Genomic DNA, 22,572 nt, shown 5'->3' on the forward strand with positions numbered 1-22,572 from the left:
GCGTGACTGAACGGGTTAGCGTCCGCCGTCGGGCGCTTCCACGTCTGCGATGCCGACGAAGCGGGTGCCCACGCCGTCGAACTCGCCGCGGACAAATCCTGCCGAGGCCGGCGGCACATCGTCCGGGCGGTGATGGTCGCACACTACATAGGTGAAGTCCGGCCACCATTTCTTAGGCCGTGCCGCTTCCTCGTAACCGCACACCGCGCACACGAGGTGAACCCAGACCGGCCGTTTGCCCGTCCGGTTGGCACGGGACTGTTCCAGCCAGGCCGGCGGGCTGTCCAACAGCGCGCCGAGTTGCTCCTCGGACATAAACTTGGGGAGGCCGTGGCGCTGGGCCATTTCCATGGGGATATCGAGGGCTATTGCCACGTCGCGTCTGCTGATCATCACCTCCACAATACGTGAACGGGAAAGGCCGCCACGGACGGGACGGGCCCTCAGGACACCAACGCGACGCCGGCGGCGGCAGCGCCAAGGCCCAGTACCAGGTTCACTGCGACGTTCATGGCTGCGGCTCCGAACCTTGCCTCTCCGAGCAGACGCACCGTGGCAGTGGTCCAGGAACTGAAGGTCGTCAGGCCGCCTGCAAAGCCCGTCGCAAGGCCAATGCTCCATTCGTGCCCCAGCCCAAGCTGCGCCGTGAGGCCGTACGAGATTCCGATGATGAAGGAGCCTGCCACGTTGACCACCAGTGTTGCCCAAGGCCAGTGGAGCCGCTCCTTCGACAGTCCCGGCCGTACGGTGCGCCGGGAGCTGTGGTGGGCGAACCAGCTGTCCGTGGCGAACCTCAGGAGTGCACCGGAGATACCGAAAATTCCCACCAACGCGGCGCTGATCACTGCCGGCTCCCGGAGCCGCCCCGCGCGGACAACCGCCCGGTGAGCCTGCCCAGGCGCCAGCCCAGCGCCGCCGAGAGCAGGCCCAGCAGCAAGGAGAGACCCAGGTAAGCGATCCACAGCACATGCTGCCCCTCCCGCGCCAGCTGGTCCACGGCAAACACCACCGCCGAAAACGTCGTGAAGGACCCAAGCAGTCCCGGCCCCAGACCGGCACGGAGCCAGAATGCGGTCTGCGGCCGCGCCATCCAGGTGGTGGTCAGGGCGGCCAGGACAAAACTGCCGACGACGTTGATCCAGAGCGTTGTCCAGGGCACGGACCCCGCGGGGTCGGGGAAGGCCAGGCCCAGTCCGTACCGGAGTTCAGAACCAACGAGGCCGCCGGCGGCAACAGCCAGCCAGGCACGGCCCGACGGAATCCACGTCTCCCTCATCCGGCCCTGCGCATGTCAGGACTCCGTCAGGGTGCAACCCTCGTGGGGGTGGCCGGTGTGCACCCACAGTGCGGAGGTGACCTCGTCGGCGAGATCAAATTCCCTGGTTCCGCCGGCATTGCTGATCCGCACGATCAGGGCACCTCCGAAGGGCCGCCGTCCCAGGATTTCAACCCCGGAATCAAGATCGATCTCTTCGGCCGCAAGGTAGCGCAGCAGCTCAGGGTTGTCGTCGCTGATGCGGGTGATCCGGCCTGTGTGGCCCTCGTCGAGTTCGCCCAGGAGGCGGGCAACGGGCATGTGGACCTTGCCGTCGGCCGTGGGAATGGGATCACCATGCGGGTCCCGGTCCGGGTGGCCCAGCTGCGCTGACACCCGGTCGATAAAGGTGTCAGAGACAGCGTGTTCCAGCAGTTCGGCTTCGTCGTGGACTTCATCCCAGCTGTAGCCCAGCTGCTGGACAAGGTACGTTTCGATGAGCCGGTGGCGGCGCACCATGGACAGTGCAAGCCGGAGTCCGGCATCCGTGAGGGTAATCGCGCTGTAGGGCTTGTGGTCCACCAGCCCCTGGTCCTTCAGCTTGCGGACCATCTCCGAGACTGAAGAATTTGCCACTCCCAGGCGCTGTGCCAGCTGGGAGGACGTGATGGGCTTGTCCTGCCATTCCGTGAACGAATAGACCACCTTGACGTAGTCCTCAATGGAGGAGGAGGGCGCGCTGGTCTTCACACGTTCAAGCCTACCCTTTGGCGGGACGCGGCCGGGATCCGCGTCTCACGCGCGGACGGCGCGCCAGGACAACGTCAGGTAGGGGAGGCTGAGTTCTTCACCCTCGGCATGCCCCAGATGCTCATGGAGGTACCACGTGAGGTTCGCCAGGACTTTGGCCCGGGTCTGTTCGTTGGCCCTGAGGTAATAGCTCCGGGATTTGGTCAGTTCCATCAGGTCGGCAGGGGTGACAGGATCCTGCCAGCGGGTCACGTGTCCTTCGAGGCCCTCGAACTCCGGGCCCACCAGTGGCCGCTGCCCGGGCTTGTAGACGTCCCCGGCATGCATGATGCGGGAAAGCCGGTGCACCCACGGTACCGAGGTGTCCAGCTGGTTCCACACCAGTCCCAGCGTTCCCTGCGGACGGAGGACCCTGGCAAGTTCCGTGCTGGCCGCGAGGGCGTCACACCAGTGCCAGGCCTGGGCAACGCTGACGACGTCGAAACTTGCGTCATCGAGCCCGGTGGCCTCGGCGGTGCCGCGCAGGGCAGCAGCTGCCGGGTATTGGGCGGAGAGTTGCGCCAGCATGTCCGCGGAGGGATCGACGGCGGTCACGGACAATCCGAGCGCCAGCAGCAGGTCAGTGAATTTGCCTGTCCCTGCGCCGACGTCGAGCGCATCATGGGCGCCTGCGGGCACCAGCCACCGTGCCGACTCCGCCGGATACCCCGGACGGACCTTGTCATAGTGCTTGCCGCCGTCCTGGAAGCTCTGGCCGAGCTCCCGGCGCCGCCCGTGATCGAGCTTGGGCCCACCCCGAACCACGTGCGGCCTCCTTCAGCTGATTCCCTGCGGGTACCGTCCGAATTTACAGCATGCACCCGGGTGCCGGCTCCCGGCGGTCAGTCGTCGATGCAGGGCGCTGCGCCGGCCGTTCCCGGGGTGTTCGGTGCCCAGTGGGGGTAGGTCCTGGTGTCGTTGGCCGGCACCCATCGGCCGGCATCGACCACGTAGTCCCAGCCGAGCCCGTCCCGGCGGAGCTTTTCAATGCCTGCGAGGAGCCGCTGGGCATCTTCCAGCCGGGAGCCCACTCCAAAGCTTGCACGCAGCGATCCCGATGGCAGCCCCAGGCGCTTCAGCAGCGGGTGGGCGCAGAAGCGGCCATCGCGGAGTCCCACGCCGTGTTCGGCGGACAAGTAGGCGGCTACCAGGCCGGCGTCGTAACCCGCCACAGAGAAGTTCACCACCCCGATGGTGTCCTTGTCAGGATCGGTGTCCTTGAAGATCTGGTGCACCGTGACGCCGTCGATCGCCTGCAGGCCTTCCACCAGGTAGGAACGGATGGCCGACTCGTGGGCGTGCCAGCGGTCCTGGTCCAGGCTCGCGATAACCTGTGTTGCCCGCGCCAAGGTAGCCGCACCCAGTACGTTGGGGGAGCCGCCCTCATGGCGGGCCGGGCCGATGGCCCAGCTGACGCCGTCGAGCTTTGCCTCCTTGACGGCGCCACCGCCGGCGAGGTGCGGAGTTCCGGCGTCGAGCCAGTCCGGGCGGCCCACCAGGACGCCCGCGCCAAACGGTGCGTAGAGCTTGTGCCCGGAGAAGGCAAGGTAGTCGACGTCGTCGGCGCTGATGTCCACGCGGCGGTGCGGCGCCAGCTGGGCCGCGTCCACCACGATGCGCGCACCGTGACGGTGGGCGAGGGCGGCAAGCTCCCTGATGGGCAGGATTTCGCCGGTGACGTTGGAGGCGCCGGTCACGGCCAGGAGGCTGACGCCGCCCTGCTCAAGCTCGGTGCGCACGGAATCGATGGTCCCGGCGATCGTGTCGGCGGCGACGATGCTCCGGTGGGGGACACCCTGCCACGGCAGCAGGTTGGCGTGGTGTTCGATGTCCAGGTAGAGGACGTCACCGGCGGGTTCGCCGTCGGTGCCGGGGAGGCAGCCGGCCAGCAGGTTGAGGGAATCGGTGGTGTTCCTGGTGAAGATCACGGAATCGTCGGGGCGCCCGCCGACGAACTCGCGGACGATGTTGCGCGCGTTCTCGTAGACCGAAGTGCTGATCTGCGATGCGTATCCGGCACCGCGGTGGACGCTGGCGTAGAACGGCAGGATCTCGTTGAGGTAGGCCGACACCACGGTCAGGGCCGGGGCGGAGGCCCCGTAGTCAAGGTTGGCGTAGCGGACGTGCCCGCCGGAGATCAACGGGGCCAGGATTTCGGCGCCTGTAACCGCTGAAAGCGGACGTCCGGCGGCGGCCAGTCGTTCGTCAGGAACGTTCCCGGCGGCGATGGCGGTAATGGGGGAGTCGACGGCAGTAGTCATGGAGACCTCACTTCAGGACAGGACTCCGGCTGTGCTGGAATCCGCGCTTGCCGCATCCGCTCCGGACCGGCCTGGTCGTCACCCGGGGCACCCCACCGCGAATGGAGGGTTGCCGGCCAGCAAACCGGGGTTTAGCGCTGGCACTCGTGACCTGGATAAAACCATAGAACATCAGGCGGCCCGGTCCGAAGCCGGGGGGATTGTTAAGGCCTTTGTTACGCGCGGCCCGGAAACGGGACTTTCTCCGAAGAATACGACGGCGGGCGCCCCCTTTTGGAGGCGCCCGCGGTCGATTGTTCGGAAGGAGGCCGGCTTACAGCAGGTCGTCCAGTCCGGGGTTGAGCCGGTGCAGCACTTCGGTGTGCAGGATGGAATTGGTGGCCAGGGCGTTCCCGCCGAACGGCCCGTCCTCACCTTCGAGCGAAGTGAAGCGGCCGCCTGCCTCCACCACGATGGGCACGAGGGCGGCCATGTCATAAAGGTTCAGCTCGGGCTCGCAGGCGATGTCCACCGATCCTTCGGCCACCATGCAGTAGGACCAGAAATCGCCGTAAGCGCGCGTGCGCCAGACGTCCTCAGTCAGGCCCAGGAAGTCGTCCAGGTTGCCGCGTTCCTTCCAGCCGCCCAGGCTGGAATAGGACAGCGAAGCGTCGGACAGGGTGGAAACGTCCGAGACCCGGAGCCGGGTGGCCGACGCAAGGGATCGGCCCATGTAAGCCCCCATGCCTTTGGCGGCCCACCACCGCTTACCCAGGGCGGGTGCGCTGACAACGCCAACCACCGGCTCGCCCTCATCAACGAGGGCGATGAGCGTGGCCCAGACGGGAACTCCGCGGACGAAGTTCTTGGTGCCGTCGATGGGATCGATGATCCACCGCCGGGAGCCGTGGCCGGTGCTGCCGAACTCTTCGCCCAGCACAGCGTCGCGTGGCCGGGAACGTGAGAGCTGGCCGCGGATGGCTTCCTCGGCGGCTTTGTCCGCATCGGTGACCGGCGTCAGGTCGGGCTTGGTCTCCACGTGGAGGTCCTGCGCCTTGAAGCGGCTCATGGTCTGGTCATCCACGGAGTCGGCCAGGACATGGGCCAGGCGCAGGTCGTCGTTATAGGTCGAAGCGGGTTGGATCATGGTTCCAAACTACCGTCTGGCGCCGTTTCTGCCGGGAGGTCGGCCGTGCCGGTTGGTGCTGTCAGCTGATGGTGCCGAGCTCCTTGGCCTCCTGGGCTTCCATCCTGGGATCGGTGCCCAGGAGCCGCCGGAGCGAAGCCAGGCGCGCTTCACCGGTGGGTCCTGCGTGTCCGCCGGCCACCCAGGCGTCGAGCCCGCAGTTGACGGCAGCGGCGGTGTGCTTGCAGCCGCGTTCGCAATCATCAGTGCCCGGCGAAAGATCCGGGAATGACCTCAGGATCCGGTCCGGATCCACGTGGGCAAGGCCAAATGACCGGATGCCGGGGGTGTCGATGATCCAGCTGCCGGGTGGGGCGTCGGCCAGGCGCAGGGCAAGGGCTGACGACGACGTGTGCCGTCCCCGTCCGGTTACCGCATTCACACCGCCGGTGGCCCGTTCCGCACCGGTCAGGGCGTTCACCATGGTGGATTTGCCGACGCCGGAGTGCCCCAGCATCACAGTGACCTTGCCGCCCAGGTGGGCCCTGAGCCCGGCAACAGCGTCACTGTCCAGCCGGGCCGACAACCCGTCATCGGAGCGCGCGTCAATGCCTGACGCCTTCAGGTCGGCGGTCCGGCTGATGATGACCGGGAAGTCAAGGTGCGTGTAGTTGGCCAGGAACTCGCCGGGATCCTTCACGTCCGCTTTGGTGACCAGCAGGATCGGCTCGATGCCGGCGTCGTACGCTGCCACGAGGGCGCGGTCGATGAACCCTGTGCGGGGCTCGGGGTTGGCTGCTGCCACCACTACCACCAGCTGGTCGGCGTTGGCCACGACGGCACGTTCCACGGGGTCAGTGTCGTCTGCACTGCGGCGCAGGAGGGTGGTGCGGTCCTGGATTTTGACGAGCCTCGCCAGGGTGTTGGGATCCCCGGACACGTCGCCGACGAGGGAGACGAAATCGCCGGCAACCACCGGGTTCCGGCGCAGCTCCCGCGCCCGCGCGGCAATGACTGTCCGTTCATCGCCGGAGTCTTCGTCAACGACGGCGGTGTAGCGCCCGCGGTCGACGGTGATGATGCGGCCTGTTACGGCGTCGTCGTGGCTGGGGCGGTCCTTCGTGCGCGGCCGGGTGCCCTTCTTGTTGGGCCGGATCCGGACGTCGGATTCGTCCCAGGAGTCAGTCCTCCGCGGCACCGGCCGAACCTCCCGCTCCGTTTTCGGAGCCTTGTGTGGCAGGGGCCGTGCCCTGCTGCGCGAGCATGCCCGTCCACAGCCGCGGGAAGTCCGGCATGGTTTTGGCCGTCGTCGCGATGTCTTCCACCTGGACCCCCTCGACGGCGAGGCCGAGGATTGCCCCGGCAGTGGCCATGCGGTGGTCGGCATAGCTGTGGACGACGCCGGCATGCAGCTTTGCCGGGCGGATGACCAGGCCGTCGCTGGTTTCCTCCGCGTCGCCGCCCAGGCGGTTGATCTCGGTGACCAGTGCGGCGAGCCTGTCCGTTTCATGCCCCCGGAGGTGGGCGATGCCGCTCAGGCGGGAGGGGCCGGTGGCCAGGGCACACAGCGCGGCCACTGTTGGCGCCAGCTCGCTGGTGTCGGCGAAATCCGCCCCTTTGATCTCGGGACCGCCCCGGACCGTCAACACCCCCTCCAGCAGTGTTACTTCTGCGCCCATCCGGGCCAGGATGCTGCGCCACAGGTCGCCTACCTGCTGCGTCTGCTCCGGCCAGCCCGGGATCCTGACGGTTCCTCCGGATGCGAGGGCGGCGGCCAGGAACGGACCAGCATTGGAAAGGTCCTGTTCGATCTGCTGGTCAAAGGCACGGATGGGTCCCGGAGAGACCACCCAGTGGTTGGGAACGGAATCGTCCACCTGCACACCGGCGCCGCGGAGCACGGCCACCGTCATATTGATGTGGTCGAGGCTCGGCACCGGCTTGCCGACGTGCTCCAGGTGCAGGCCTTCGGTAAATCGTGCACCGACCAGCAGGAGTGCGGAGACGAACTGCGAGGACGCACTGGCGTCGATGACCAGATGCCCGCCGCGGACTTCTCCGGTTCCTTCGACGACAAATGGCAGCGACGCGGGAGTGCCGCCATCTTCCGCCGAGACATTGACGCCAAGGGCTTTCAGGGCCTCGATGATCGTCCCCATGGGGCGCTTGCGTGCGTGCGGGTCGCCGTCGAACGTGCTGGCACCGCTGCGCAGCGCAGCGAGTGGTGGAACGAAGCGCATGACGGTGCCGGCAAGGCCGCAGTCGATGTGCACCGCGGTGCCCGCTGCGTCCTCCTGTCCTCCATGGTCCTGGTGCTGCAGCGGAACTACCTCAAGGTCGGGGCCGAAGGCGCCGTCCCCGGGAACCTCGGTAATCGTGGCGCCCAGCTGGCGCAGCGCCTCGATCATCAGGACCGAATCCCGGGAATGCAGGGGCGCCCGCAACCGCGACGGCCCGTCAGCCAAGGCAGCCAGGACAAGATACCTGTTGGTCAGGGACTTTGAGCCGGGAACCGTGACGGTGGCGTCTACCGGACGGCCTGCGTAGGGTGCCGGCCAGTGGGGGACAGTCGTTCCGGAGTCATTCCGGGCAGCGGCTGCAGCGATCATGTCCTTTAGGCCCCCGTAGCCTGCTCCACGGCGCGGCGCACGGCCTTGTCTGCTTTGGTCAGCTTCTTGTTCGTGGTCTTGCGCGCATCCGCGGCGAGGTGGGCGGCACCCTTGCGGGCGTCGGCTGCCAGGTGTTCCGCGCGCCACGCCAGTCCGGGCCTGCCTGCGGTGTCAACCGAAGCCAGCAGTGCGCCGCCGCTGAGCGACAGGTTCTTGAGCAGCCTGCCCCGGCGGGCTTCGCGGCCTTCCTTGCTGCTGATGTCCGCGCTGCGCCATTCAACGAATGTGTTAAGCAGCGAGACCACCGTCAGGACGGTGGCGGAAACCCGGGAGAACTTGCCCAGTCCAAAGAGCACTCCCGCGCCCACCTGGGTTCCTCCGATCACCCGGGCGAGGGTCTTCTCGTCCGTTTGGAAAGGCAGGGACGCCGCCGCCTTGCGGAGCAGGGGAGACAACTGCTGGGCAGTGTCGTCGGCGTTCTTGAGCTTGTCCAATCCTGCAATGACGAAGCTGGAAGCCAGCATGGGGCGGGCGAGCGTGCGGACAAAGGACATGGATTTCCTCCTGGCTGGACGAACCGCATCGGCAGCGGCGTAAGTCCGTTCTAGTCTTGCACTTTTAGGGAATATTTGCCCAAGGCCGGCGGTTATGGCTCATGGGTCCGCACAGGGGGCTGGTCCCGAAAGCAAGCAGCAGATCGGGACACCGGACAGAGAGCGGAGTTGGGCCTTGGCGAGGGTGTTGGACGGAGTAGGTGCTCCAGGGCCGGTGGCACTGGACCTGGTATCGGACGCGTTGCCGGAGTACGGCAGCGCCGGGACGAAGAGCCTGACAGTAGACTTGAAGGCAATGAGTACCTTGGATCCGGCCGTTTCGGCCATGTATGAAGCGTCCAGCGCTGAAGCTAAGGGCGGAAACGCTGCGGTGCCGGCAGGCAGCGGGGAAACCCGGGACGTACCTGCCGGCGATTCGGGCGGTAACGGCCTGGATGTTTCCGCCGAATCGGTGGAGGAACGCAGGCTCCGTTTTGAGCGTGATGCCATGCAGTACGTCGACCAGCTTTACTCCGCCGCCATGCGGATGGCCCGGAACCCGTCCGACGCTGAGGACCTGGTGCAGGAGGCTTACACCAAAGCATTTTCGGCCTTCCACCAGTACAAGCCGGGAACAAACCTGAAAGCCTGGCTGTACCGGATTCTGACAAACACCTACATCAATCTGTACCGCAAGCGGCAGCGCGAGCCCCTTCAGTCCAACTCGGACACCATCGAGGACTGGCAGTTGGCGCGGGCCGAGTCGCACACCTCAAGCGGACTCCGTTCCGCCGAGGCAGAGGCGTTGGACCACCTTCCGGACTCCGACGTAAAACGAGCCCTTCAGAGCATTCCCGAGGAGTTCCGGCTTGCCGTGTACTTCGCGGATGTCGAGGGGTTCGCATACAAGGAAATTTCCGACATCATGAACACCCCTATTGGAACGGTGATGTCCCGGCTGCACCGCGGCCGGAAGATGTTGCGGGACATGCTCGCGGAGTACGCCGCGGAGCGCGGATTCAAGACGGGCGTGGAATCGCAGGCCGCGGCCGACACCAAACAACAGGAGAGCAGGAAATGAGCGACTGCCAGGGATTGGGCGATTGCGACGACGCCCGGATGCAACGCATCTATGAGTACCTCGATGGTGCGCTGACCCGTGAGGACATCACAGAGATCAAGAACCACCTCGACGAGTGCCCGGAATGCACGGAGCAGTATGACCTCGAGTGCGTCATCCGGAACATGGTGAAGCGCTCCTGCACCGAAGCGGCCCCGGACAACCTCAAGAACGCCATTCTGGACCGCATTCACGCCATCAGGCCCGTGGACGCCTAGCCAGGGACACAGCGGTGCGCTGACCACGCGCCGCGACGCCACCGCCCTCAACTGGATACGTTGGGTGTGGGAAGCAGCAGCAAGTTAAACAGTAAAAGACCCCGGGAGCCGATTGGCGTCCGGGGTCTTTCACTTGAACCGTGGTACCTGGCTGTTGCCTAGGTGTTGGGGCGCTTCCCGTGGTTCGCGCCGCCACGCTTACGGTCACGACGCTTGCGTGCACGCTTGCTCATAGCTGGCCTCCTTACTTTCGGTACTCAAAAGAGCTGCCCTCCAGTCTCCCACATGATCAGACCCGCCGCGAACCGGCACCGCCTCATGACCTGCAGCTGGATCAGGCGGCTGCGGCCGCTGCTAGCGCGCCAGGGAGTTCAGTACGACGATCCTGGCTTGCTCCAGGACGGTGCGGACTGTCTCCAGTGCCACGGGGCTGAGCGGCTCCTTGCCCGCCTTCAGCCGCAGCTCCCGCCGGAGGTCGTCGCGGAAGGCCTGCAGCATCATTTCCGCTTCCTTCAGCGACCGGTTTCCCTCGGCCGGCGTTCGTCCGCTCCTGCCCCGGAACTCCGCAGCGGTGGCGGTGGCGCGGGCGGCCTCTGCCGTGGCTGCAAGGTCCGCGCGGAGGCCGCGCATGTTGCTTCGGATGTCTTCCCGGAGATTGTCGGCCAGCCGGCGCACGGAGGCCGAGATCTCGTTCTCGACCCCGGCCAGTTCGTCGCGGCGGCTCTCCAGCTCGGCAAGGCCGGACTCGGTGATGCGGTAATTGGTCCTCCTGCCGGCGGTTTCAGTGGAAACCAGCCCTTCCTCCTCAAGCTTGCCGAGACGGGGGTAGATGGTGCCTGCGCTGGGGGAGTAGGTGCCGCCAAACCTGTCTTTCAGGGCCTTGATGAGCTCATAGCCGTGTTTCGGCCCTGACTCCAGAAGTGCAAGGAGATACAGGCGGAGGGCGCCGTGTGCGAATACCGGGGGCATCAGAGCCCTGCTTCCGCGTTACCGCGCTCCGCCCCGTGGAAGATCGATGTGGTGCCGGAGATCGAATTTGTCCGGACCAGCATCAGTTGGCGGTCCGGCCCGGCGATTGTTTCCACCTTGCCGCCCACCTGGGCATACCGGTGGTTGTTGATGACCACCGCGCCACTGGCCGATTTGGCCACGATGTCCACGCCGACATCATGCGGTAGCCGGATCGTCAGGTCCCCGGAAACCGAGTTGGAACCAAAATCCTCGGTAAAACCGTGCAGGTCGAAGCTGAGGTCCCCACTGACCGTGTTGGCCCGGACGTGGCTGAGGGTGCCGGAAACGGTGACCTCGCCGGAAACGCTCTTCGCGGTCAGCACGCCGGAGTGGCTCCGGGCGGTCACATCCCCGCTGACGGTATTGACGTGCAGCTCACCGGCCGTGCCGTCCGCCATGACCGATCCCGAGACGGTGTTCAGCCTGGTGTGTCCGGAGATGCCGGACACCAGTCCGTCGCCGCTGACGGTGCCTGCCTCAACTTCCACATTTTCCGGGACTGCGATGCTGATGATCGCGGAATTGTCGCTGTGGTGGCTGACTGTGCCCATCAGGTTCTTGAACCAGCCTTGGGGGCCGTGCAGCTGGTGGCGGATCTCAAGCCTGCCGTCCACCACCGAGACCGCGACGGGGTCCCCCTCAACCTGGGAGATCTCAACGCGGGTCACCGGCTCTTCGTGGGTCACAACATCGAACCTGCCGCTGACCATGCCGAGCTTCAGCGACGTCACGGCGTCGACATCGATGGTTTGCGGACTGTTGACTGTCCAGCTCTGCTCAGCCATTTCCCCTCCAAAGACGATATATCGCGGTTGCATCCAGCGTACGCGGGGGGCCGGGGCCGGTCAAGATATATCGCGAAGCCTGGCTACTCCGGGGCGCTGATCCGCAGCCACTGGAACCAGCCGCGGTGCAGGACCAACCAGGCCATGAGTCCATAGCCAGCCTGCCCGGGAGTTCCGCCATTGGCGGCGAGGTCCTGGCGCCACTGCTCATGGTTGAGCAAGGGGGAGAAGGTGTCCACGTACAGGTGCTTCCGGCGGGTGGTGACATCGGCGAAGGCAGTGTTCAGCTCGTCCAGGCGCCGGTTTTGGGCGGGGTCCAGGGTGGGCGGCGGGCCCACGACGAAGACCTCGATCCGGTTCTGCGAGGCGGAGTCGAGGATGTTGGCGAGGTTAAGCCGGCTCCGTGCCGTGGACAGGCCAAACTCAATGTCGCGGCCCGACAGCCCGATGACCAGCCGGTTCTCCGCCTGGTCGCTGAAACGCCGCCCGGCCTCGCCCAGCCAACGGGCGGCCAACCCCTCGGTGCCTTCCTGGGGGCAGGGCAAGGCATAGCTTTCCAGCAGCATGCCGTCCTGTGGCGTCCGGGCAAGGACACGCCCCAGCCAACCCAGCGCGCGGGGGTCTCCCAGTCCGGCCAGCAGTTCGTCTCCTACAGCTGCTATGCGCAGCTTCCTGTCTTCCACACGATCCTCTTAACGTTCGTACTGACCGGCCGGTGCGTTCCGGTTGCCGCCTGGAGCTGCAACCGGCACACAAAGGGCGCTGTCCATCCATTAAACAGAACTGCCCGGCCAGAGTCTGGTATTTCGACTCCGGCCGGGCAGCCCGCTGCCTACTTCCGGGCAAATGCCTGCTTCAAGAGCACATCCTGCTCAGCAGCGTGCCGCTTCATCGAGCCGGCCGCCGTCGAGGCCGACGCGGGCCGGGACACCAGGCGGACCCTGCGGTCAAGTGCGTCCGGCAGGTTCAGGCCAATGAAGGGCCACGGGGCCCTGGTTGGCGGGCTCGTCCTGGGCCCAGACAACCTCGGCGTTCGGGTACTTGGCAAGCTCGGCCGCAATGTCGGCGCTCGGCAGCGGGTACAGCTGCTCAACGCGGACGATCGCGGTGGTCTTGTCGCCGGTCTTCTGGCGGGTGGACAGAAGATCGTAGTACAGGCGGCCGGACACCAGGAGGACGCGTTCGACGGCGTTCGCATCCAGGTGCTCGTGCTCGGCGATCACCGGGCGGAAGGTCCCGGTGGTGAAGTCCTCCACGGAGGACGCGGCGGCCTTCAGGCGCAGGAGCTGCTTGGGAGTAAAGATGATCAGCGGCTTCCGCGGCCGGCTGTACGCCTGGCGGCGCAGCAGGTGGAAGTGTGACGCCGCGGTGGTGGGGTTGGCCACGATCATGTTCTCTTCGGCGCACATCTGGAGGAACCGCTCGATACGGGCGGACGAGTGGTCCGGCCCCTGGCCCTCGTAGCCGTGCGGCAGCATCAGGACCAGAGAGGAGCGCTGGCCCCACTTCTGCTCTGCGGATGAGATGAACTCGTCGATGATGGTCTGGGCGCCGTTGACGAAGTCGCCGAACTGCGCTTCCCAGAGGACCAGCGCATCCGGACGCTCCACCGAGTAGCCGTATTCGAAGCCCATGGCCGCGTATTCGGAGAGCAGCGAATCATAGATCCACAGCTTGGCCTGGTCATCAGACAGGTTGCCCAGGGGCAGCCACTCGTTGCCGTTGGCGCGGTCGTGGAACACGGCGTGGCGCTGCACGAAGGTGCCGCGGCGGGAGTCCTGGCCGGCGAGCCGGACCGGGACGCCTTCCATGATCAGGGAGCCGAACGCGGCGATTTCGCCGAAGCCCCAGTCGATGCCGCCTTCGCGGGACATCTGCTCGCGCTTCTCCAGCAGCTGCTTCAGCTTGGCGTGCACCGTGAAGCCCTCAGGGATCTCGACGTGTGCCTTGCCGATGCGGGCCAGGGTGTCTGCAGAGATAGCGGTGTTGGCCGGGGCGTTCGTGCCGAAATCGGACTGCTGGGCGATGGGCCGCTCGATGTCCGAGACAGCTGCGGAGTCAGCGGTAACGATCGGGATCGGGGACGTCTGCGCTGCGTGCGTTTCAGCGAAGACGCGCTCCAGCCGCTCCTGGTAGTCGCGGAGCAGCTGCTCTGCTTCTTCCTCGGTGATGTCGCCGCGGCCGATGAGGGCCTCGGTGTACAGCTTGCGGACCGAGCGCTTGGCTTCGATCAGGTTGTACATCATCGGCTGGGTCATCGAAGGGTCATCGCCTTCGTTGTGCCCGCGGCGGCGGTAGCACACCATGTCGATAACAACGTCCTTGTGGAAGCGCTGGCGGAACTCGTAGGCAAGCTGGCCGATGCGGACCACTGCCTCGGGGTCGTCGCCGTTGACGTGGAACACCGGTGCCTGGATCATCTTGGCGACGTCCGTGGAGTAGGTGGACGAACGCGATGACGACGGCGCTGTGGTGAACCCCACCTGGTTGTTGACCACCACGTGGATGGTGCCGCCGGTGCGGTAGCCGCGGAGCTGCGACAGGTTCAGCGTCTCGGCGACAACGCCCTGGCCGGCGAACGCGGCGTCACCGTGGACCATGATGGGCAGGACGGGGAAGGCCTCGCCCTGATCCAGGCGGTCCTGCTTGGCGCGCACGATGCCTTCGAGGACGGAGTCCACGGCTTCAAGGTGGGACGGGTTTGCGGCCAGGTAGACCTTGGTCTCGACGCCGTTCTCCGACGTGAAGGTGCCCTCGGTACCGAGGTGGTACTTGACGTCGCCCGAGCCCTGCACGGAGCGGGGATCCTGCGTACCTTCAAATTCGCGGAACACCTGGGCGTAGGTCTTGCCGGCGATGTTGGTCAGGACGTTGAGGCGGCCGCGGTGGGCCATGCCGATGGCGACCTCGTCGAGGCCGTCGTCGGCCGCTTCCGAAATAACGGCGTCGAGCAGCGGAATCAGCGATTCGCCGCCTTCGAGGGAGAAGCGCTTCTGTCCGACGAACTTGGTCTGCAGGAAGGTTTCGAATGCTTCTGCGGCGTTGAGCCGGGAGACGATCCGAAGCTGCTCTTCGCGGCTGGGCTTCGAGTAGGGGTGCTCGAGCTGGTCCTGGAACCACTTGCGTTCTTCCGGCTCCTGGATGTGCATGTACTCGATGCCGGTGGTGCGGCAGTAAGCGTCGCGGAGGACACCCAGGATGTCGCGGAACTTCAGCATCGGCTTGCCGCCGAAACCACCGGTAGGCCACTCGCGGTCCAGGTCCCACAGGGTCAGGCCGTAGGTCAGGACATCGAGGTCGGGGTGCTTGCGCTGCACGTACTCCAGCGGATCAGTGTCCGCCATCAGGTGGCCGCGCACGCGGAACGAGTGGATCAGCTGCTGGATCCGGGCAACCTTGTTGATCTCGTCGGCTGGGTCGACCTGAAGGTCGGGGCTCCACCGTACGGGCTCGTAGGGAATGCGCAGTGCTTCGAAGATCTCGTCGTAGAAGTTCTGCGCACCCAGCAGCAGCTGGTGGACCAGCTTGAGGAACTCGCCGCTGCCGGCGCCCTGGATGACTCGGTGGTCGTACGTCGAGGTCAGGGTGAGGACCTTGCTGATGGCGTTCTGGGCGATGATCTTTTCGCTGGCACCCTGGAATTCGGCGGGGTAATCGAGGGCGCCGACGCCGATGATGGCGGCCTGGCCCTTGGAGAGGCGCGGAACCGAGTGCACGGTGCCGATGCCGCCGGGGTTCGTCAGGGACACGGTGGTGCCCTGGTGGTCATCGGCCGTGAGCTTGCCGTTGCGGGCACGCTTGATCAGGTCCTCATACGTGTGCCAGAACTCGGCGAAGTTGAGGGTTTCGGCCTTCTTGATGTTCGGGACCATCAGAAGCCGGGTGCCGTCAGGCTTGGGCATGTCGATGGCGATGCCGAAGTTGACGTGCGCCGGCTGGACTGCGACAGGCTTGCCGTCCACCTCGTCGTAATACACGTTCATGGACGGGAACTGGGAGAGGGCACGGATCACGGCGTAGCCGATGAGGTGCGTGAAGGAGACCTTGCCGCCGCGGGCGCGGGCGAGGTTCGAGTTGATGACCACGCGGTTGTCGATGAGCAGCTTCGCCGGGATGGCGCGCACGCTGGTGGCGGTGGGAACCTCAAGGCTTGTGACCATGTTGGTGGCGATGGCCTTGGCCGGTCCGCGGAGGACGGAGACGACGTCCTCTTCCGGAGCGGTGGGTGCCTTGACGTTCTTGGGCAGCTGGGCCGGGATGGGCTGGGCTCCGGCGGCGGGCTTCCGGCCGCCGTCGCGCGCTTCCGTAGCGGGCGCCTTTTTCGCAGGTGCCGGTGCCGCGGGTGCTGCGGCCGGTGCTGCTGCGGGCGCAGGCGGTGCGGCGGCCGGCGACGGTGCCGGTGCTGCAGGTGCCGCGTTCACAATTGGCATCTTGGTTGTGGGAGGGTTCGCTGCGGCATTCGCCGAGTGTCCGTTGGAAGAAGAACTGCTGCCTGAGTCGAACGATTCAAACAGCGGCCACCATTTGGCATCCACAGCGTTCTTGTCCTGCTGATACTGCTCGTACAGTTCATCAACGAGCCACTCGTTCCCGCCAAATTCCTCTGGTAGACGGTGGCTTGGCTGCTCTGGCACTTGAAATACGCCTCTTCCATGAGTTTGATTTCTCTGCCGGCCATACGGTGCTACAGCACTCTGACGGACCGGTTTCCCTGAGTCCTCTGAACCCAGACCTCTGCAAGTCTAGTAACCCCAATGTGGTATCTGCCAATAAGGGTGACCCAAATCATGAAGTGACGTTCGGGGCGTTGATTATGGCGGCTGGAAGAGACCCTGGACGGTGTCCCCGGGTATGGGGTTCGGGAGTCCGCTGCCGTTGCCGGGGAACGGGCCGGGGACAGGGGCTCCTGTAGACTGAAATCCTTATGGACAGTAAATCTAGGTGCCGGCCTGGGGGCTGTCAGCGGAGCAGGAACCACAGCGCCGCACAGCCTACCCGCAGAGCCGGCAAACCCCGAACACGCGCCCATCATCTGCTGTCGGCCTCCCCGGTCGAATTCCCCGGGGACAGGGCATCCGCTGACCATCCTCCGCCGGACCGATTTTCCAGCCCCGTGATTCCCGGACTCCTGTCCGGGCCGGCGGGGTGCTGAATGGAGTGGCTGCTCCTGGCGGCAGGACTGCTGCTGATTGCCGGCACGGGCTTCTTCGTCGCCGTCGAATTCTCCCTGATCGCCCTTGACCAGCCGACGGTCCAACGGGCTGTCGATGCTGGTGACGCCGGCGCCGTGCCCCTGCTTAGGTGCCTTAAGTCGCTGTCCACCCAGCTCTCCAGCTGCCAGCTGGGCATCACCCTCACCACGCTGCTCACGGGCTACGTCATGGAACCGTCGGTGGGCCGCCTCCTGGAGGGTCCGCTCACTGCCCTTGGCCTCCCGGAGGTTGCGGCCGCATCAATTTCGCTGATCCTGGCCATGGTGCTGGCAACCCTGTTGTCCATGCTCCTTGGCGAACTCGTTCCCAAGAACATGGCCATCGCGTTGTCCTTTCCCGTGGGCAAGGCCCTGGCCCGGCCGCAACTGATCTTCACCGCGGTCTTCAAGCCTGCCATCGTGGTCCTCAACGGCTTTTCCAACCGGGTGCTCCACATTTTCGGGCTCGAAGCCAAGGAAGAGATCTCCGGCGCCCGCACCCCTTCCGAGCTGGCGTCACTGGTGCGCCGGTCGGCTGCGATGGGAACGCTCGACGCCGGTACGGCGAACTTCGTGGCCCGCACCCTGAATTTTTCCTCCAGGACCGCGGCCGACGTCATGACGCCGCGCATCCGCGTCGAGATGCTCGACGCCGACCAGCCGGTCTCCGACATCGTTGACGCGGCACGCCGCACGGGATATTCACGCTTCCCCGTGATCGGCGATTCCGCGGACGATATCAAAGGCCTCGTCCACGTCAAGAAGGCCGTGGCCGTGCCCTGGGACAGGCGGCACAAGCTCGAGGCCGGAGCCATCATGACCGAAGTCCTCAGGGTTCCCGAGACCATCCACCTTGACGCCCTGCTGGCGGAACTCCGCGAGGGCAACCTCCAACTGGCGGTGGTGCTCGATGAATACGGCGGCACCGCCGGCATCGCCACGCTCGAAGACCTGGTCGAGGAAATTGTGGGCGAGGTTGCCGACGAGCACGACAAGGTGCGTCCGGGGCTGCTGCAGAGCGCTTCCGGGGACTGGTACTTTCCCGGGCTCCTGCGCCCGGATGAGTTGTCCGAGCAGATCCCCGGCCTGACGGTACCGGACGAATCGGCCTATGAAACCGTGGGTGGCTACGTGATGAGCAAACTTGGCCGGATCGCAGCGGTGGGGGACACCGTGGCGGTCGACGGCGGAACGCTGAGCGTCACCCGGATGGACGGGCGCCGCATCGACCGTATTTGCTTCCGGCCGTCTGTCCCTGAACCGGACGGCAACAACGACGGGAGCGCATCATGAGCGACTGGGCCGGCATTGTCTGGCTGGCGTTCCTGCTGCTCGGCAACGCGTTCTTCGTGGCGGCCGAGTTCGCCATTATGTCAGCCCGGCGAAGCCAGATCGAACCACTGGCGGAAGCCGGGTCAAAGCGGGCCCAAACCACGCTGAAGGCGATGGAGAACGTGTCGCTGATGCTGGCCTGCGCCCAGCTCGGCATCACGGTGTGCTCGCTGCTGATCCTGCTGGTGGCCGAGCCCGCGATCCACCACCTCCTCGCCGCGCCGCTGGAGCTGGTGGGCCTGCCGGTGGAAGTAGCCGATGTCGCCGCGTTCGCCGTGGCCCTGATGTTCGTGACTTTCCTGCATGTCACCTTTGGCGAAATGGTGCCCAAGAACATCTCGGTATCGGTCGCTGATAAGGCGGCAATGTTCCTGGCTCCGCCGCTGGTCTTCGTGGCACGGCTGGTCCACCCCGTCATCTCCGTGCTCAACTGGTCCGCGAACCACATCCTCAAGCTGTTGCGGATCGAGCCCAAGGATGAGGTCAACTCGTCCTTCACCCTCGAGGAGGTCCAGTCCATCGTGCAGGAATCCACCCGGCACGGACTGGTGGACGACGACGCCGGCCTGATCACCGGCGCCCTGGAGTTCTCCGAATATACGGCGGGCGACATCATGGTGCCGCTGGACAGCCTGGTCATGCTCAAGGCTGCGACGACCCCGGTGGAGTTTGAGAAGGCCGTCAGCCGCACGGGCTTTTCACGGTTCCCCATGCTGGACGAGGACGATCTTTTATACGGCTACCTGCACGTCAAGGATGTGCTGTCCATCCCTGCAGCGGCGTACGAGCTCCCGATCGCAGAAAGCCGGGTCCGTTCCCTGGCCAACCTGGCCCTCGGCGATGAGATCGAAAAGGCTATGTCCGTCATGCAGCGGACAGGCTCGCACCTTGCCCGCGTCATCGGCAAGGACGGAAACACCCAGGGCATCCTCTTCCTCGAGGACGTGATTGAACAGCTGGTCGGTGAGATCCGGGACGCTACCCAGGCCACCGGCATCCGCCGGCTGGGGCAGCCCAACGGGGGATAGGCACTGCGGTGCCGGGAGCCCGGCCCCTTGCGCGTGCAGGGGATCGGGCTTACCCGGGCCTAAATAGGAATGATTCCCATTTAGGTATAAGCTGGCACCTGTTGTTCCCCTCCCCAGTGAACCGAGGTTTTCCGTGCGCCGCTCCGCCGTCCGTCCGTCCCTGGCCGCCCTTGCCGGCCTTGGCTTGCTGCTCTCCGGATGCAGCGCGCAGCCGGACAATGCTTCGCCGGGGGTGCAGTCCGGTGACACTGGGATCAATGTGGTTGCTTCCACCAACGTCTACGGCGACATCGCGTCGTCAGTGGGTGGCGACAAGGTCAACGTAACCTCGATCATCACCAAGACCAGCCAGGACCCGCACTCGTACGAGGCAACCGCCCAGGACCGGCTGGCGGTGTCAAAGGCCGACCTGGTGATCACCAACGGCGGCGGTTACGACGACTTCATGAATACCCTGGTGGACGGCAGCAAGCTCGACGCCGGAAACGTGCTTGACGCCCTCGAACTTTCCGGCCTGGAGCATTCCGGCGAGGAGGCAGAGCCCTCCGCCAGTGCCGATGCCACGCCAGGAGACCACGGGCATGACCATGGCGATTTCAACGAACACGTCTGGTACAGCCTGCATGCCATGGAGCATCTCGCCGATGAGCTGGAAGCCAAACTGTCGGCACGGGAACCGGACTCCGCGCAGGAGTTCAAGGCCAACGCTGCCTCGTTCAAGTCGTCGCTGGAGGAACTGCACGGAAAGCTGGACACCCTGAAGGCGTCAGGCGGCGGAGCCCAGGTGGCTGTCACGGAACCCGTGCCGCTCTACCTCCTGGAAGACGCCGGCCTGGTCAACGCGACCCCGGCGGACTACACCGCTGCGATCGAGGAAGGCACGGACGTGCCGCCCGCCGTACTCAGGGCGGCCACGGACCTGGTGTCGGGCAAGTCCGTACGGATGCTCGCCTATAACGAACAAACCGAGGGACCACAGACCGAGGCCCTGAAGAAGGCGGCGGAGGCGGCGGGCGTCCCGGTGGTGGACTTCAACGAAACCCTCCCCGACGGCAAGACGTACCTGCAGTGGATGACGGACAATGTTGACAACATCAGCACAATCCTGGAGAGCAAATAGGTGGAACCAGTCGTCAGCCTTACCGGGGCGTCCCTGAAATTCGGCGAGCGGACGCTCTGGGAGGACCTCGACCTGGAGATCAACCCCGGCGAGTTCTTTGCGGTCCTTGGACCCAACGGAAGCGGTAAGACGAGCTTCCTGAAGGTCCTGCTGGGCCTTCAGAACCTCCACCGCGGCAATGTCGATATCGGCGGCAGGCCCGTAGAGCGCGGCAGCAGGCTGATTGGGTACGTCCCGCAACAAAAATCCTTTGCCCCCGACACTCCCATGCGCGCCAGAGACCTGGTGGGACTGGGCGTGGACGGCCACCGCTGGGGGCTGCGGCTCCCGTCGGCGAAGACCAACCGCCGGATCGACGGGCTCCTGGACCTGGTGGGCGCCGCCGACTATGCGAAGGTGCCGGTGGGCCAGCTGTCGGGCGGCGAGCAGCAACGGCTGCGGGTGGCCCAGGCCCTTGCCTCGGATCCCCAGGTGCTCCTGTGCGACGAGCCGCTCCTCTCACTCGACCTGCACCACCAGCAGGCAGTCAGCGCGCTCATCAACAACCAGTGCCGCGAACGCAACAGCGCCGTGGTGTTCGTAACCCACGAAATCAACCCGATCATCGACTATGTGGACAGGGTGCTTTACCTGGCCGGCGGCCGGTTCAGGGTGGGAACACCGGAAGACGTCATGACCACCGAGGTGCTGTCCGACCTGTACGGCAGCCATGTAGAGGTGATCCGCGCCAACGGCCGGCTGGTGGTGGTTGGGCTCCCTGACGCCACAACCCACCATCATGCTGAACCGCATGCTCTCGCGGGCGAGGTTGCCTGATGGACGCTGACAGCATCCTCGGAGCCATCTTCAACTTCGACAACTACGGTGAGCTGCTGGTCCTGGTGCAGAACTCCATCTGGGCCGGAGCCATCCTGGGCCTCCTGGGCGGCCTGGTGGGAACATTCGTCATGAAGCGGGACCTTGCCTTCGCGGTTCACGGCATATCCGAGCTGTCATTCGCCGGTGCGGCCTTCGCCCTCCTCATCGGCGCGGATATCGTGTTCGGTTCCCTCGTCGGCTCCGTGGCCGCGGCGTTGCTGCTGGGGCTGATGGGCGTCAGGGCACGGGACAAAAACTCGATCATCGGCGTCATCATGCCCTTCGGGCTCGGCCTGGGAATCCTCTTCCTCTCCCTTTATGAGGGCCGCGCCGCCAATAAATTCGGCCTGCTGACCGGCCAGATCGTGTCCGTCGACACGGTACAGCTTCAGGCGCTCGCAGGGACCGCCGTGGTGGTCATGATTGCGCTGGTAGCCATGTGGCGGCCGTTGAACTTCGCCAGTGTGGATCCCGAGCTTGCCGAAGCGCGGGGTGTTCCGGTGCGGACCCTGGCCATCGTCTTTATGGTCCTGCTGGGAGTCAGCGTGGCGTTGTCCATCCAGGTGGTGGGCGCCCTGCTGGTGCTGGCCCTGCTGATCACGCCTGCGGCAGCCGCGCTGCGGGTGACATCCTCCCCGGTGGCCGTGGTGGCGCTGAGTGTCGCGTTCGCTGTGACGGCAACGGTGGGCGGAATCCTGCTGGCCCTCGGCGGACGGATACCCATCAGCCCCTACGTGACCACGTTGTCGTTCCTGATCTATGTGGTGTGCCGCGTCATCGGATCGGTACGGCAGCGCAGGGGCATCAACGGCCGGGTCCTGCAGCCGCGCTGACGGGTTTGGGCCGGAAAGCCTCCGGGCTTAGAGCCGGCCGGCTGCCTTGAGCCCGGTGCAGTCCGGGCAGAGTCCAAAGATTTCCACAGTGTGCGCCACCTCGGTAAAGCCGTGCTCGGCAGCGGTGCGGGCGGCCCACGTTTCCACGGCGGGCGCCTCCACCTCCACGGCCTTGCCGCAGTTGCGGCACAACAGGTGGTGGTGGTGCCCGGTGACAGCACAGCGCCGGTAGACGGCCTCGCCCTCGCCGTTGCGCAGCACGTCCACCAGTCCCTCGTCCGCGAGCGACTGGAGGATGCGGTAGGCGGTTGCCAGGGACACCGAGACGCCCTGGTTCTGCAGGATCCGGTACAGCTCCTGGGTGCTGACGAAGTCGTCCAGTTCGTCCAGTGCAGCGCTCACGGCACGGCGCTGCTTGGTGACGCGCTGTTCCTTGCCGGCACTCGCAGGCGGGGCAGGCGGGGTGGAATCAGCCTTGGCGCCGAGCGGCATGGATGAACTCGCTTCCGTGGTGTTGGTGGCAA

21 protein-coding genes, 1 pseudogene and 1 riboswitch are annotated in these 22,572 nt (G+C 65.7%); of the genes and pseudogenes, 7 read left to right on the forward strand and 15 right to left on the reverse strand.

Annotated features, from left to right (window positions below; translation table 11 throughout):
• Nucleotides 1-15: 15 nt before the first annotated feature.
• From QE394_RS17055 to QE394_RS17100, 10 genes are all read right to left on the reverse strand, one after another.
• The gene (locus QE394_RS17055) at nucleotides 16-393 is read right to left on the reverse strand and encodes a hypothetical protein (protein ID WP_349035122.1); all 378 of its coding nucleotides are present in this window, start codon (nucleotides 391-393) and stop codon (nucleotides 16-18) included.
• A gap of 50 nt (nucleotides 394-443) precedes the next feature.
• Nucleotides 444-845 (reverse strand): CrcB family protein, encoded by a 402-nt coding sequence (locus QE394_RS17060; RefSeq protein ID WP_056085072.1) that lies wholly within the window; start codon nucleotides 843-845, stop codon nucleotides 444-446.
• Nucleotides 842-1,276, reverse strand: coding sequence for a CrcB family protein (locus QE394_RS17065; protein WP_056085074.1), 435 nt, complete (start codon nucleotides 1,274-1,276; stop codon nucleotides 842-844). Before QE394_RS17065 ends, QE394_RS17060 begins: the two co-directional genes overlap by 4 nt.
• Before the next feature lie 15 nt (nucleotides 1,277-1,291).
• Nucleotides 1,292-2,005: a metal-dependent transcriptional regulator gene (locus tag QE394_RS17070; RefSeq protein WP_056085076.1), complete on the reverse strand. Its 714-nt coding sequence runs from the start codon at nucleotides 2,003-2,005 to the stop codon at nucleotides 1,292-1,294.
• Nucleotides 2,006-2,050: 45 nt separating this feature from the next.
• A complete protein-coding gene (locus QE394_RS17075) occupies nucleotides 2,051-2,809 on the reverse strand; it encodes a methyltransferase domain-containing protein (protein ID WP_349035123.1) in 759 nt (252 codons plus the stop codon).
• A gap of 77 nt (nucleotides 2,810-2,886) precedes the next feature.
• Nucleotides 2,887-4,305 (reverse strand): aminotransferase class V-fold PLP-dependent enzyme, encoded by a 1,419-nt coding sequence (locus QE394_RS17080; RefSeq protein ID WP_349035124.1) that lies wholly within the window; start codon nucleotides 4,303-4,305, stop codon nucleotides 2,887-2,889.
• A 38-nt stretch (nucleotides 4,306-4,343) separates the two neighbouring features.
• Nucleotides 4,344-4,457, reverse strand: a riboswitch (SAM riboswitch).
• A 161-nt stretch (nucleotides 4,458-4,618) separates the two neighbouring features.
• A complete protein-coding gene (gene hisN / locus QE394_RS17085) occupies nucleotides 4,619-5,431 on the reverse strand; it encodes a histidinol-phosphatase (protein WP_015937565.1) in 813 nt (270 codons plus the stop codon).
• Nucleotides 5,432-5,492: 61 nt separating this feature from the next.
• Nucleotides 5,493-6,608 carry a ribosome small subunit-dependent GTPase A gene (locus tag QE394_RS17090; protein WP_261619214.1) on the reverse strand — a complete coding sequence of 372 codons (1,116 nt, stop codon included), beginning with the start codon at nucleotides 6,606-6,608 and terminating at the stop codon, nucleotides 5,493-5,495.
• Nucleotides 6,592-8,019, reverse strand: a complete 1,428-nt coding sequence (aroA, locus tag QE394_RS17095; protein ID WP_268157049.1) for a 3-phosphoshikimate 1-carboxyvinyltransferase — start codon at nucleotides 8,017-8,019, stop codon at nucleotides 6,592-6,594. Before aroA ends, QE394_RS17090 begins: the two co-directional genes overlap by 17 nt.
• 5 nt (nucleotides 8,020-8,024) lie before the next feature.
• A complete protein-coding gene (locus tag QE394_RS17100; RefSeq protein WP_056085088.1) occupies nucleotides 8,025-8,573 on the reverse strand; it encodes a DoxX family protein in 549 nt (182 codons plus the stop codon).
• Nucleotides 8,574-8,868: 295 nt separating this feature from the next.
• Here QE394_RS17100 and QE394_RS17105 point away from each other — a divergent pair, with 295 nt between their 5' ends.
• A complete protein-coding gene (locus QE394_RS17105) occupies nucleotides 8,869-9,633 on the forward strand; it encodes a sigma-70 family RNA polymerase sigma factor (protein WP_235501605.1) in 765 nt (254 codons plus the stop codon).
• Nucleotides 9,630-9,890: a mycothiol system anti-sigma-R factor gene (gene rsrA, locus QE394_RS17110; protein WP_056085089.1), complete on the forward strand. Its 261-nt coding sequence runs from the start codon at nucleotides 9,630-9,632 to the stop codon at nucleotides 9,888-9,890. Before QE394_RS17105 ends, rsrA begins: the two co-directional genes overlap by 4 nt.
• Before the next feature lie 354 nt (nucleotides 9,891-10,244).
• Here rsrA and QE394_RS17115 read toward each other — a convergent pair whose 3' ends face one another.
• The 4 genes and pseudogenes from QE394_RS17115 to QE394_RS17130 form a co-directional block, all read right to left on the reverse strand.
• On the reverse strand, nucleotides 10,245-10,859 hold the full coding sequence (locus QE394_RS17115; RefSeq protein WP_349035125.1) for a PadR family transcriptional regulator: 615 nt from the start codon (nucleotides 10,857-10,859) through the stop codon (nucleotides 10,245-10,247).
• Nucleotides 10,859-11,686 carry a DUF4097 domain-containing protein gene (locus tag QE394_RS17120; RefSeq protein ID WP_261619216.1) on the reverse strand — a complete coding sequence of 276 codons (828 nt, stop codon included), beginning with the start codon at nucleotides 11,684-11,686 and terminating at the stop codon, nucleotides 10,859-10,861. Before QE394_RS17120 ends, QE394_RS17115 begins: the two co-directional genes overlap by 1 nt.
• 83 nt (nucleotides 11,687-11,769) lie before the next feature.
• Nucleotides 11,770-12,369, reverse strand: coding sequence for a GDSL-type esterase/lipase family protein (locus QE394_RS17125; RefSeq protein WP_056085096.1), 600 nt, complete (start codon nucleotides 12,367-12,369; stop codon nucleotides 11,770-11,772).
• A gap of 149 nt (nucleotides 12,370-12,518) precedes the next feature.
• Nucleotides 12,519-16,320: pseudogene (locus QE394_RS17130) on the reverse strand (multifunctional oxoglutarate decarboxylase/oxoglutarate dehydrogenase thiamine pyrophosphate-binding subunit/dihydrolipoyllysine-residue succinyltransferase subunit).
• Nucleotides 16,321-16,838: 518 nt separating this feature from the next.
• On the opposite strand from QE394_RS17130, the gene QE394_RS17135 reads away from it, so the two are divergent.
• The 5 genes from QE394_RS17135 to QE394_RS17155 all read left to right on the forward strand — a co-directional run bounded on the left by QE394_RS17135 (nucleotide 16,839) and on the right by QE394_RS17155 (nucleotide 22,048).
• Nucleotides 16,839-18,170 carry a hemolysin family protein gene (locus tag QE394_RS17135; protein ID WP_349035126.1) on the forward strand — a complete coding sequence of 444 codons (1,332 nt, stop codon included), beginning with the start codon at nucleotides 16,839-16,841 and terminating at the stop codon, nucleotides 18,168-18,170.
• Nucleotides 18,167-19,237, forward strand: coding sequence for a hemolysin family protein (locus QE394_RS17140; RefSeq protein ID WP_056085102.1), 1,071 nt, complete (start codon nucleotides 18,167-18,169; stop codon nucleotides 19,235-19,237). The genes QE394_RS17135 and QE394_RS17140 overlap by 4 nt, the downstream gene beginning before the upstream one ends.
• 133 nt (nucleotides 19,238-19,370) lie before the next feature.
• The gene (locus QE394_RS17145) at nucleotides 19,371-20,357 is read left to right on the forward strand and encodes a zinc ABC transporter substrate-binding protein (RefSeq protein ID WP_349035127.1); all 987 of its coding nucleotides are present in this window, start codon (nucleotides 19,371-19,373) and stop codon (nucleotides 20,355-20,357) included.
• Nucleotides 20,358-21,173, forward strand: coding sequence for a metal ABC transporter ATP-binding protein (locus tag QE394_RS17150; RefSeq protein ID WP_056085107.1), 816 nt, complete (start codon nucleotides 20,358-20,360; stop codon nucleotides 21,171-21,173).
• A complete protein-coding gene (locus QE394_RS17155; RefSeq protein WP_056085109.1) occupies nucleotides 21,173-22,048 on the forward strand; it encodes a metal ABC transporter permease in 876 nt (291 codons plus the stop codon). The genes QE394_RS17150 and QE394_RS17155 overlap by 1 nt, the downstream gene beginning before the upstream one ends.
• Before the next feature lie 27 nt (nucleotides 22,049-22,075).
• Here QE394_RS17155 and QE394_RS17160 read toward each other — a convergent pair whose 3' ends face one another.
• Entirely contained in the window at nucleotides 22,076-22,540 is a 465-nt protein-coding gene (locus QE394_RS17160; protein ID WP_349035427.1) for a Fur family transcriptional regulator, read from the reverse strand.
• Between the last annotated feature and the right edge of the window lie 32 nt (nucleotides 22,541-22,572).

The sequence above is a fragment of the Pseudarthrobacter sp. SORGH_AS 212 genome, assembly GCF_030818145.1.
Lineage (GTDB): Bacteria > Actinomycetota > Actinomycetes > Actinomycetales > Micrococcaceae > Arthrobacter.